10 protein-coding genes and 1 pseudogene are annotated in these 11073 nt (G+C 69.6%); 6 read left to right on the top strand and 5 right to left on the bottom strand.

Features of this window, described 5'->3' with window-relative positions:
- Positions 1-1309 (bottom strand): annotated as a pseudogene (locus HUV01_RS06630) (MFS transporter); the annotation flags it as partial.
- A gap of 63 nt (positions 1310-1372) precedes the next feature.
- On the opposite strand from HUV01_RS06630, the gene HUV01_RS06625 reads away from it, so the two are divergent.
- The gene (locus tag HUV01_RS06625) at positions 1373-3532 is read left to right on the top strand and encodes a prolyl oligopeptidase family serine peptidase (RefSeq protein WP_174297513.1); all 2160 of its coding nucleotides are present in this window, start codon (positions 1373-1375) and stop codon (positions 3530-3532) included.
- Positions 3533-3581: 49 nt separating this feature from the next.
- Here HUV01_RS06625 and HUV01_RS06620 read toward each other — a convergent pair whose 3' ends face one another.
- Positions 3582-4076 carry a hypothetical protein gene (locus HUV01_RS06620; protein ID WP_174297512.1) on the bottom strand — a complete coding sequence of 165 codons (495 nt, stop codon included), beginning with the start codon at positions 4074-4076 and terminating at the stop codon, positions 3582-3584.
- 181 nt (positions 4077-4257) lie between these two features.
- Positions 4258-4677 (bottom strand): cupin domain-containing protein, encoded by a 420-nt coding sequence (locus HUV01_RS06615; protein WP_174297511.1) that lies wholly within the window; start codon positions 4675-4677, stop codon positions 4258-4260.
- 77 nt (positions 4678-4754) lie between these two features.
- Here HUV01_RS06615 and HUV01_RS06610 point away from each other — a divergent pair, with 77 nt between their 5' ends.
- On the top strand, positions 4755-5099 hold the full coding sequence (locus HUV01_RS06610) for a hypothetical protein (protein ID WP_174297510.1): 345 nt from the start codon (positions 4755-4757) through the stop codon (positions 5097-5099).
- Between the two features lie 60 nt (positions 5100-5159).
- Here the strand turns inward: HUV01_RS06610 and HUV01_RS06605 are convergent, their stop codons facing one another.
- Positions 5160-5621 (bottom strand): DUF3617 domain-containing protein, encoded by a 462-nt coding sequence (locus HUV01_RS06605; protein WP_174297509.1) that lies wholly within the window; start codon positions 5619-5621, stop codon positions 5160-5162.
- A 203-nt stretch (positions 5622-5824) separates the two neighbouring features.
- Here HUV01_RS06605 and HUV01_RS06600 point away from each other — a divergent pair, with 203 nt between their 5' ends.
- The 4 genes from HUV01_RS06600 to HUV01_RS06585 all read left to right on the top strand — a co-directional run bounded on the left by HUV01_RS06600 (position 5825) and on the right by HUV01_RS06585 (position 10502).
- On the top strand, positions 5825-6253 hold the full coding sequence (locus tag HUV01_RS06600; RefSeq protein ID WP_174297508.1) for a DoxX family protein: 429 nt from the start codon (positions 5825-5827) through the stop codon (positions 6251-6253).
- Positions 6254-6263: 10 nt separating this feature from the next.
- Entirely contained in the window at positions 6264-8597 is a 2334-nt protein-coding gene (locus tag HUV01_RS06595) for an ATP-dependent helicase (protein WP_174297507.1), read from the top strand.
- A gap of 100 nt (positions 8598-8697) precedes the next feature.
- Positions 8698-9156 carry a DUF2231 domain-containing protein gene (locus HUV01_RS06590; protein ID WP_254606427.1) on the top strand — a complete coding sequence of 153 codons (459 nt, stop codon included), beginning with the start codon at positions 8698-8700 and terminating at the stop codon, positions 9154-9156.
- Positions 9156-10502: a PQQ-dependent sugar dehydrogenase gene (locus tag HUV01_RS06585; protein WP_174297506.1), complete on the top strand. Its 1347-nt coding sequence runs from the start codon at positions 9156-9158 to the stop codon at positions 10500-10502. The genes HUV01_RS06590 and HUV01_RS06585 overlap by 1 nt, the downstream gene beginning before the upstream one ends.
- Before the next feature lie 9 nt (positions 10503-10511).
- Here HUV01_RS06585 and rsmD read toward each other — a convergent pair whose 3' ends face one another.
- Positions 10512-11051 carry a 16S rRNA (guanine(966)-N(2))-methyltransferase RsmD gene (rsmD, locus tag HUV01_RS06580; RefSeq protein WP_174297505.1) on the bottom strand — a complete coding sequence of 180 codons (540 nt, stop codon included), beginning with the start codon at positions 11049-11051 and terminating at the stop codon, positions 10512-10514.
- Between the last annotated feature and the right edge of the window lie 22 nt (positions 11052-11073).

Here is an 11073-nt window from a genome sequence, read left to right as displayed (position 1 = left end):
GACCAGCGGCGGGGCGGAGCCCGCGCCGATCCCGATCGCCAGCAGCGCCGCGACCGTCGTCGCCCCCGTCGTCTGCCCCAGCAGGCGGACGGTCGACACCAGTCCACCCGCCGCCGCCGCCCGCTCGCGCGGGGCCGAGCCGATGATGAGGCGGGCGTTGGGCGGCAGGAAGGTGCCGAACCCCGATCCGCACAGCGCCATGCGCCAGGCGATATCCCAATAGCCGGCGTCCGCGGGCAGGAACGCCAGCAGCAGCAGCGCAGCGATCGACACGCCCATGCCGATCCCGCCGAGGACGCCCGCCGGAACCCTGTCCGACAGCCACCCCGCGAGCGGCGCGACGATCATGTTGGTGAGCGGCCACGGCGCGATGGCCGCGCCGACCAGCGCGGGCGACAGATGGAATTGCTGGGTCAGACGGAACGGCGTCGAGATCAGCAGCACCTGGCTGGCGATGAAGGCGGTGTAGGCGCCGACGATCGACAGCGCGATGACCGGCCTGCCGAACAGATCGATGGGCAGGATCGGGTTGGCGGTATGCCGCTCGCGCCGCACGTAGTAGCTGCCGACCAGCAGGCCCAGCAGCACGATCGCCGCCGATACCACCGGGCTGTCGCCATGCACCGCCGTCTCCGCCCCGCCGATCACCAGCCCGAACATCGCCGCGCACAGCACCGCGCCCCCCCACGTCGAAGCGGCGGTCGCTGGCCGGCGGATCGGGAAGCGCGCGGCCAAGCAACAGCGAGGCGAGCGCGAACGGGATCGCGCTTGCGAACACCCAAGGCCACGGCGCGAACTTCAGGACCAGGCCGCCCAGCGTCGGCGCCGCCGCCGCCGAACTCGCGACGATCACCGAGCTGATGCCCAGACCGCGGCCGAGCTGCCTGGCGGGATAGGTATGCCGGACCAGCGCCGCCGACACGCCCAGCGTGCCCGCCGCGCCGATCGCCTGGCCTGCGCGGACGAGGAGCAGGAACGGCAGGCTGCGCGAGAAGAAGCACAGCAGGGTCGCGACGGTGAAGATGAGCTGGCCGAGCTGGTACATACGCTTCAGCCCGATCCGCTCGCCCAGCGCCGCGAACGGCAGCATCAGCATGACCAGCATCAGCTGATAGACGGTGACGATCGACACAGCCGCGCTGGGCGCGACGTCCAGGTCGCGCGCGATCGTCGGCAGGGCGACGTTGGCGACGCCGCCGTCGATGATGACGAGCGCGGTGCCGAAGCACAAAGCGGCGATCGCGGCGTAGCGGCGCGGCAGCGGCAGGCCGTCGGCCGGGGCGGTGGCGGGTTCGGAGGTGATCGGCATTGTGCCGCGCGCTTCCGCCCGCCACACTCGCGCGTCAAGTCACGGGATCGAGAGGAAAGTCGAATGCGGATGCTGGCGGGATTGCTGACGGGGACGTTCCTGGCCGGACTGCTTGCGGCGAGCCCCGCGCTCGCGCAGACGCGGGGGATGACGACGCCCACCCCGAATCCGACCAACGCCGCCGCCGCTCCGGCGGACGATCCCTATCTCTGGCTGGAGGACAAGGACGGCGCGCGATCGCTCGCCTGGGTGGAGCAGCAGAACGCGAGGTCGCTGCCCCGGCTCCAGAACGACCCGCGTTACGGCACCTTCTACCAGGAGGCGTTCGCGATCGCGTCGGCCAGGGACCGCATCCCGGCCCCGGACCTGAGCTATGGCCGCGTGCTCAACTTCTGGCGCGACCAGGATCATCCTCACGGCCTGTGGCGCTGGACGACGGAAGCCGGCTACGCCGCCGCCGCCCCGCACTGGACCACGCTGATCGACCTCGACGCGCTTGGCCGCGCGGAAGGCAAGACGTGGGTGTGGAAGGGCGCGACCTGTCTACAGCCCGAGGAGCGGCTGTGTCTCGTCGCGCTGTCGGAGGGCGGCGAGGACGCGGTGAGCTATCGCGAGTTCGACCTGGAGACCGGCCAGTTCGTCGCGAACGGTTTCGCGCTGCCCAGGTCCAAGCAGGACGCGACCTGGATAGACAAGGACACGCTGCTGGTCAGCCGCGACTGGGGCACCGGCACGCTGACCCAGTCGGGATATCCGTTCGTCGTCAAGGAGCTGAAGCGCGGGCAATCGCTTGACCAGGCGCGCGAGGTCTATCGCGGCGCGGCGACGGACCAGGTCTCGACCAGCAGCTACGCGCTGACCGACGCCAAGGGCCATCGCGCGACGTTCATCCGGCGCGGGGTGACCTTCTTCGGCTCCGAGACGCTGCTGGTGACGCCCCACGGCCCGGTGAAGCTCGACATCCCCGCGCGCACCGACCCGACCGGGCTGATCGACGGACAGCTGATCTTCTCCACCAGCGATCCGTGGGGCGCGGTGCCCGCGGGCGCGATCGCCTCGGCCCCGCTCGCCGAGGTGGAGCGCGGCGTGCTGAAGCCCACCGTGGTGTTCGCGCCGGGGCCGCGCCAGTCGGTGGAGGGCGCGGCGCTGACCCGCAACCACGGCCTGCTGGTCGTGTCGGACAACGTGCGCGGCCGCGCCTTCGTCTACACGCCCGGCCCGTCGGGCTGGACGCACCGCCAGATCGACCTGCCCGACAACGCGACGATCGGGGTGGCGACCACCACCGACCGCAGCGACCACGCGTACCTGTCCGTCACCGGCTTCCTGACCCCGACGACACTGTACGCGCTTGACGCGGCGGCGGGCCAGCCGACGGCGGTCAAGACGCTTCCACCCAGGTTCGACGCCTCGGGCGACATCGTCGACCAGTATGAAGCGACGTCGAGCGACGGCACGAAGATACCCTATTTCGTCGTCCACCGCCGCGACGTGCCGCTCGACGGCAGCACGCAGACGATCATGACCGCCTATGGCGGGTTCCAGGTGTCGATGACGCCGACCTATTCGGGCTCGACCGGCAAGTTGTGGCTGGAGCGCGGGGGCAGTTTCGTGCTCGCCAACATCCGCGGCGGCGGAGAGTTCGGGCCGGCGTGGCACGACGCGGGCCGCAAGACCAAGCGCCAGCTCATCTACGACGATTTCGCGGCGGTGGCGAAGGATCTGGAGGCGCGCCGGCTGACCAGCCCGGCGAAGCTCGGCATCTACGGCGGCTCCAACGGCGGGCTGCTGATGGGGGTCGAGTTCAACCAGCACCCTGATCTGTGGCGCGCGGTGGTGATCCAGGTGCCGCTGCTCGACATGATCCGCTACGAGCACATCGCCGCCGGCGCGTCCTGGGTGGACGAGTACGGCAGCGCCGACGTGCCCGCCGAGCGCGCGTTCCTCCAGACGATCTCGCCCTACCAGAACCTGCGCCGCGGCGTCGCCTATCCCGAGCCATTCATCTGGACGACCACCAAGGACGACCGCGTCGGGCCGCAACACGCGCGCAAGTTCGCCGCGCGCATGCAGGAATACGGCCTGCCGTACCTGTTCTACGAGGACACCGCCGGCGGCCACTCGGGCGACGCGGACATCGCCCAGGGCGCCCGCATCCAGGCGCTGCAGATGACGTATTTCGCGCAGAAGCTGATGGACCCGGCGACGGTGCCGGCGCGGTAGTCATTTTCCCTTTTGGCCCTTCCTGAGCCTGAACGGGCCGGGAAGGCGCCTAGCCCGCCAGCGCGTGCGCCAATTGCTCCTTGGTCATCTTGCTCCGCCCTGGCACGTTCCGCTTCTTGGCCTCCGCGTACAGTTCCGTGCGGGTGCGGTGGTCGCGGAACTCGCGCGTCCTGGCGGCGACATCTCCGGGCTGGGCGGAGAACTGCCTGCCCTTCTCCGTGTCCGCCCTCTTCTTCTTGGTCGTGCGCTCATACTCCTCGTCCGACAGCGCCTCGCGCGCCTTTTTCGGCAGGTAGCGTTCGTGCGTGTCGCCGCTCTTCTCGCCCGACTTGGTGCCCCAATCCTCTCCGGTCCATTCGTGCAGCGAGTTGTGCGGGTCGCGCCTGCCCAGATAGCCGCCGCCGCGTCGCTTGTATTCGGTGACGGCCATCTGCGCCTTGCGCGCCGACCACTCGCCCTCGCGTCCGCCCTTGGCGCCGGCGGTGACCTCCTCCTTCACCTTTTCCCAAAGGTCCGGGTCGGACTTCTCGGCGGTCTCGCTCATGGCAACATCCTTGCGTCGACGATGGCCAAGGAACGGCGGTGCGGCTGGGTCGTTCCGCAAGGGCAACCATCAAGAGGAGAGATCGATGGGCAAGGGTATATTGTTCTGGCTGCTGGGTATCCCGCTGCCGATAATCATCCTGCTGCTGATCTTCTGGCACTAGGCCGCCGGCCGGGCGGGCTCACCCGCCCGGCGACCATCCCTCCGCCGCCAGCTCGAACGCCGCGAAATCGAAGCCGGGCACGACGACGCAACTCACCAGTCCCCATCCGTCCGGCGCCTCCGCCGCCTGCCACGCGCCGGCCGGGACCAGCAGCTGCGGCGCGTGCCCGGCGAACACGTCGCCACCTAGCCGATGGTCGGTCACCTCGTCATCGTCGGCCATCCTCAGCACGAGCGGAGAGCCCGCGTGCCACAGCCACAGTTCGTCCGCATCCACCCGGTGCCAGTGCGACCGTTGCCCACGGTCGAGCAGGAAGTGGATCGCCGTCAGCGAGTCGCGGCCGCCGCCCGGCGCGGGTCGCCGGACCGTCTCGCGATACCAGCCGCCTTCCGGATGAGCGGCCAGGGCCAGCCGCTCGATGATGTCCGCCGCCGTCACGCCGTCCTCCCGCCGGGAACGCGAGGCCGCGTCCGTAGTTGTTGCTGCGATGCAGCAGGACCGGTAGGATGACCGCCATGAAGCTCACGTCAACCGAGGATCGCGCCGAGCCGTCGCCGGCCGCGCCCGCGATCGTGCTGGAGGCGATCGTCAAGCAGTTCGCGATCGCCGCGACCTACAACATGGCGGAGGTGACGCTGGCGCCGCACATTCTCTACACACGCCACGGCGACCTGCACGTCGACGCGATCACGCTGGAACGCGACGGCAAGCCACCAAAGGAGGTGAAGGTCGGCACGTTCAAGCTGTCCGGGCTGGGCGCGTTGCGCGTCACGCCGCGGCACTTCTCTCCTAGCAAGCTGTTCGATCCGGCCGACGCCCGGTACGACGACGTGACGCTGATGGCGGTGGAGAAGGGCTGAGGCTGCCCGCCTCCATCCTCGGGCACGCGGAAGGGAGTTCGCGGTTCATTTCGCGACAGGTCAGGAGCAGTTGCCCGTACGCTTGCCCGTCATCAGCCCATCGAACCCCATCGTTCCGTTCTGGTCCGGTGAGACGGTCGCGAACCGCAGGTCGTAGCTCGCCGCGGTGTAGCGGCCGGTGATGCGTAGCGTGCCCGCCGCGAAGCCGGGCGTCGGCGGCGGACAGTGGCCGGTGATCGCCACCCGGCCACCGGCGACGCTGGCGCGGTCCAGCGTGCAGTCGTGCAACAGATCGCGCGCCAGCCACGGTCCAGGCGCCGTCGCCTGGGCCGGGGTCAGACACGTCGTCTCGCTGGTGATTTCCCCGACCGGCAGGTCGTGAAGGACGCGCCCGTCGAGCGAGGCGGATACCGGCGTACTGATGAACGTCCATGCGCCCGGCGAGAGCGGCGGGACGGGCGAGGCGCCGATGAGGAGCGGCACGGATGCGGCTAGGATCGAGCGGATCGGGTATGACGGCATCGGCGGGCTCCCTGGATGCGATGCCGATACGCCACGATCGTCTCCTTCGTCACCCCGCACCTGTTCGGCGAGTATCGCGTGGGGACCCGGTCGCCGTCTGTCCGGAGGGTGCAAGCACCGATGTGATCCGCAGGTCCCGCCCCAACTCCCGGCATGCGGGGCGGACCTTGGCCCGCTAGCCGGGCCAGCGTAGGAGCCGGAACATGACGGACGGCAGGGCACGACGGCTCGCATTGGGAGCGCTGGTGCTGTTCTATGCGGTGGCGGGGGTGGCGCATCTTGTCGTGACGGATGCGATGGTGCGGATCACGCCCGCCTGGGTGCCGTTCCCCCATGCGGTGGTGGTCGGGACGGGCCTGTGCGAGCTTGCCGGCGCGGCCGGTCTGATGACGCGGCGGTGGCGGGTGGCGGCGGGCTGGGCGCTCGCGGCCTATGCGGTGTGCGTGTTCCCGGCGAACATCAAGCACGCGATCCACGATCTGGGAGGCCACACCGGCCTTGGCATCGGCTATCACGGCCCCCGGCTGCTGCTCCAGCCGCTGATAACATGGTGGGCGCTGTGGGCGTCGGGGGCGACCGACTGGCCGTGGCACGGAGAGCGGCGGCTTGCCCCGGGGGTCCGCGTTCCCTAGCTGTTCGCGCATGACCCAGCCCGCCGACCTGTCCGCGCCCGCGACGCAGGACCCGCCCTATCTCGCCAGCCTCAACCCCGCGCAACGCGAGGCGGTGGTGACGACCGACGGCCCGGTGCTGGTGCTGGCGGGCGCGGGGACGGGAAAGACGGCGGCGCTCACCGCGCGGCTGGCGCACCTCCTCCACACGCGTCGCGCATGGCCGAGCGAGATCCTGTCCGTAACCTTCACCAACAAGGCCGCTCGCGAGATGCGGGAACGCGTGGGGCGGCTGGTGGGGGACGCGGTCGAGGGGATGCCATGGCTCGGCACCTTTCACGCGATCGGCGCCAAGATGCTGCGCCGCCATGCCGAACTGGTGGGTCTGCAGAGCAACTTCACCATCCTCGACACCGACGACCAGTTGCGGCTGATGAAGCAGCTGATCCTCGCTGCCGACATCGATGAAAAGCGGTTCCCCGCGCGAAGCCTCGCCGGGCTGATCGACGAGTGGAAGAACAAGGGGCTGATCCCGCGCGACATCGACGCCGGCGAGAGCGAGCGGTTCGCCAACGGCAAGGGCGCGGACCTCTACGCGCGCTATCAGGATCGGCTCCGGTCGGTGAACGCCTGCGACTTCGGCGACCTGCTGCTGCACATGCTGGTGATCCTGAAGACCCATCGCGAGGTGCTGGACCTGTACCAGCGGCGGTTCCGCTACATCATGGTCGACGAGTATCAGGACACCAACTCGGTCCAGTACCTGTGGCTGCGCCTCCTCGCGCAGGAGCGGCGCAACCTGTGCTGCGTCGGCGACGACGACCAGTCGATCTATTCCTGGCGCGGCGCTCAGGTGGAGAACATCCTGAAGTTCGAGCACGACTTCCCGGGCGCCACCGTGATCCGGCTGGAGCAGAACTATCGCTCCACACCGCATATCCTGGGCGCGGCGTCGGGCGTCATCGCCAACAATGGCGGGCGGCTGGGAAAGCAGTTGTGGACCGAACTGGACGCCGGCGAGAAGGTGCGCGTGCTGGGCGTATGGGACGGGCCAGAGGAGGCGCGCCGCGTCGGCGAGGAGATCGAGGGGCGGAAGCGCGATGGCGCGAGCCTTGACGATATCGCCATCCTCGTCCGCGCGGGCCACCAGACCCGCGAGTTCGAGGACCGGTTCATCGCCATCGGCATGCCGTACCGGATCGTCGGCGGCTTCCGCTTCTACGAGCGGGCGGAAATCCGCGATGCGCTCGCGTACCTGCGCGTCGTCAACCAGCCCGCCGACGACCTGGCGTTCGAGCGGATCGTCAACGTGCCCAAGCGGGGCCTGGGCGACAAGGCGATGGCGCGTCTGCACCAGCTCGCCCGCTCGACCGGCACGCCGCTGACGATCGCCGCCGCGCGCATCCTGGATACGGACGAACTGACGCCGCAGGCGCGGCGCGCGCTCGGCAACCTGGTCGGAGACATTGCCCGCTGGCGCGACCGCGCGCGCGACCTGCCGCACCCCGAGCTCGCGCGGCAATTGCTCGACGAGTCGGGCTACACCGCGATGTGGCAGGCGGAGAAGTCGGCGGAAGCCGCCGGCCGGCTGGAGAACCTGTCCGAGCTGGTCCGCGCGATGGAGGAGTATGAGTCGCTCGGCGCGTTCCTGGAACACGTGTCGCTGGTCATGGACAACGAGGGTGGGCGCACCGACCCTCAGGTCACGCTGATGACGATCCACGCCGCCAAGGGGCTGGAGTTCGACACGGTGTTCCTCGCCGGCTGGGAGGAGGGGCTGTTCCCCTCGCAGCGGTCGCTGGACGAGGGCGGGACGGCGTCGCTGGAGGAGGAGCGCAGGCTCGCCTATGTCGCGATCACCCGCGCCCGGCGCCGGGCGTTCATCCTCCATGCCGCCAACCGCCGCATCTATGGTCAGTGGACGTCGTCCATCCCCTCGCGCTTCGTCGCCGAGCTGCCGCCCGAGCATGTCGAGGCGGAGACCAGCATGGCGGGCGGCGAGAGCCTGTGGCGCGCGAACTGGTCCGAACATGCCGACCCCTTCGCCGACGTCGGCCGCGGGACGGGGAGGGGACCCGGCTGGCAACGCGCCGCCGGCAATCCCGCAGGAGCGCCGGATCCGAAGAAGCCCGGCGGCGAGTGGCAGCGCGGCTTCTCCACGGCGCCCGTCCGCATCGTCGAGAGCCGCGCGCCCGCCGTCAGCATCGGCAACAAGGGCCGCGCCGACCTGTCGCCGGGCATGCGCGTGTTCCACCAGAAGTTCGGCTATGGAGCGATCGCGCAGATCGAGGGCAACAAGCTGGAGATCGATTTCGAGACCGCGGGCCGGAAACGGGTGATGGACAGTTTCGTTACCGTTGGGTGAACGCGCGTCGACCGCGACGTTCACCGGAACCGCGCCGTGGCCGGCGCGTCTAGTGGATGGGGACCGCGCGGCAGCTACGCCTTACCGAGGAGTCTCTCCCTTGAGCAACCGTTCCGCCTTCCGCGCCAGCCCTCCCGCGCGTGCCAGCATCGGCGGGCAGCCGTTGTTCGGCGTCTTCATGGCGGTACCCGCGGTGTGCTTCGTCGGCGCTCTGCTGACCGACTTTACCTATTCGCGCTCGCCCGACATGCAGTGGACCAACTTTTCCGCGTGGCTGCTGGCGTTCGGCGAGCTGTTCGGCAGTCTTGCGCTGCTGATCGCGCTGATCGATCTGAGCCACGCCGATGTGCGGCGCATCGCGGCGGCGCGATGGCGGGCGGTGGGGTTGATCGTCGTGCTGGTGCTCGGACTGTTCAACAACTTCGTCCACAGCCGCGACGCATGGACGTCGGTGGTGCCGCAAGGCCTCATCCTGTCGGTCGTCACCGTGCTGGTCCTGCTGCCGACGCTATGGCTGGGCCGTTCGCTAACCTACCGCCATCGTGTGGGAGTCGCCTGATGCGCATCGTCCTTCCGCTTGCCGCGACACTGATGGCCGGCGCGGCGCTCGCCGGTTGTTCCAAGAGCGACTCCTTCGACCGCTCCAGCCAGATGGGCGCCAATCCGGTGCTGCCGATACCCCGCCAGTACCTCCTGCCGCCGATGCACGTCGCCAGGGCGGTCGGCTGGGTACGCGGCGCGGCGCCGACGGTGCCCACAGGCTTCACGATCAAGCCGCTGGCGACGGGTCTCGAACACCCGCGCCAGATCTACGTCATGCCCGACGGCGACGAACTCGTGGTCGAGTCGAGCGGCCCGGGCGTGGAGCCGGTGGAGCGGCCCAAGGACCTCATCATGGGCTGGGTTCAGGGCTATGCCGGCTCGAGCGCGAAGGGCGGCAATCGCATAACGCTGCTACGCGACACCAACGGCGACGGCGTGCCGGACGTGCGGACGGTGTTCGTCGACCATCTCGTCTCACCGTTCGGCGTCGCACTGGTCGGCAACGACCTGTACGTTGCGGACACCGACGCGCTGTTGCGCTTTCCATACCAGGCGGGGCAGACGCGGATCACCGCGCCGGGGGTCAGGCTGCTCGACCTGCCGGGCGGTCCGATCGACCATCACTGGACCAAGAGCCTTGTGGCGAGCCCGGATGGCAAGCTGTTGTACGTGGGCGTCGGGTCGAACAGCAACGTGACCGAGAACGGCGCCGCCGCCGAGCGCGAGCGGGCCGCGGTGTGGGAAGTCGATCGCGAGACCGGCCGCTACCGCATCTTCGCCAGCGGGATCCGCAATCCGACCGGGCTCGGGTTCGAGCCGACGACGAAGCAGTTGTGGGCCGTGGCAAACGAACGCGACGAACTGGGGCCGGACCTGGTGCCCGACTACCTGACGTCGGTGAAGGACGGCGCCTTCTACGGCTGGCCGTACAGCTATTACGGACAGCATGTCGATCCGCGGGTAAGGCCGCAACGCCCCGACATGGTCGCCAGGGCGATTTCGCCGGACTATGCCCTCAGCAGCCACGTTGCGGTGCTCAGCGTCGCCTTTTCCCAGTCGCCGCTTCTTTCCGGATATGCCGCCGGGGCGTTCATGGGGGAGCATGGCAGCTGGGATCGCGACCAGTACAACGGCTATCAGGTCGTCTATCTGCCGTTCCGGGCGGGGCGGCCGGTCGGCAAGCCCAAGCCGTTCGTCACCGGCTTCATCGACGCCAAGGGCCAGGCGCAGGGCCGGCCGGTCGGCGTCGCGATCGACAAGGCTGGCGCATTGCTGGTCGCTGACGACCTGGGCGATACCGTCTGGCGCGTGACGCCCGCGACTCGGACGGCGAATGTGACGCGCAGGCCGACGGGAGGCTGACCTCCGGCCTTAGTCCCTTGGCCGCAGCAGGGTGATGCGCGCCTTGCCGTGGACACGCTCCACGTCGATCGCGAAGCCCGTTGCCCTGACGGGCTCGTCCTGCCGGGTCTCGACGGAGATCCAGGTGCCGGGCGACACCCAGCCGAGCCGCAGAAGCTTGTCCAGCGCCACCGACGCGGCTCCAGTGCCATAAGGCGGGTCCATCAGGATCAGGTCGAGCGGTCGGGTCGCCGGACCCAGCGCCATCACCGACTGCGCACGCACATCACCGGTCGCGCCCAGAGCCGCCAGATTGCCGCGCAGCGCATCGAGCGCAGCGCCGTCCTGTTCGACGAACATGCAGGTGGCCGCATCGCGCGACAGGGCTTCCAGCCCGAGTGCGCCCGATCCGGCGAACATGTCCGCCACTGCAAGCCCTTCGAACGAACCCAGTCGGCTGGCGAGCATCGAGAACAACGCCTCGCGCACGCGGTCGGCCGTCGGACGTGTGGCATCTCCCCTGGGCGCGACGAGCAGGCGCCCGCGCCAGCGCCCGGCGATGATCCGCATCGCCTAGCCGCGCGTCCGTGGC

The sequence above is a fragment of the Sphingomonas bacterium genome, from assembly GCF_903643035.1.
Lineage (GTDB): Bacteria > Pseudomonadota > Alphaproteobacteria > Sphingomonadales > Sphingomonadaceae > Sphingomonas.
Note: the sequence above shows the minus strand (reverse complement) of the source record. Positions and strands in the feature narration are given on the sequence as shown.

Coding starts and splice junctions, on each gene's coding strand:
- HUV01_RS06625 (WP_174297513.1), top strand. CDS start 1,373: ATGCGGATGCTGGCGGGATTGCTGACGGGGACGTTCCTGGCCGGACTG.
- HUV01_RS06620 (WP_174297512.1), bottom strand. CDS start 4,076: ATGAGCGAGACCGCCGAGAAGTCCGACCCGGACCTTTGGGAAAAGGTG.
- HUV01_RS06610 (WP_174297510.1), top strand. CDS start 4,755: ATGAAGCTCACGTCAACCGAGGATCGCGCCGAGCCGTCGCCGGCCGCG.
- HUV01_RS06605 (WP_174297509.1), bottom strand. CDS start 5,621: ATGCCGTCATACCCGATCCGCTCGATCCTAGCCGCATCCGTGCCGCTC.
- HUV01_RS06600 (WP_174297508.1), top strand. CDS start 5,825: ATGACGGACGGCAGGGCACGACGGCTCGCATTGGGAGCGCTGGTGCTG.
- HUV01_RS06595 (WP_174297507.1), top strand. CDS start 6,264: ATGACCCAGCCCGCCGACCTGTCCGCGCCCGCGACGCAGGACCCGCCC.
- HUV01_RS06585 (WP_174297506.1), top strand. CDS start 9,156: ATGCGCATCGTCCTTCCGCTTGCCGCGACACTGATGGCCGGCGCGGCG.
- rsmD (WP_174297505.1), bottom strand. CDS start 11,051: ATGCGGATCATCGCCGGGCGCTGGCGCGGGCGCCTGCTCGTCGCGCCC.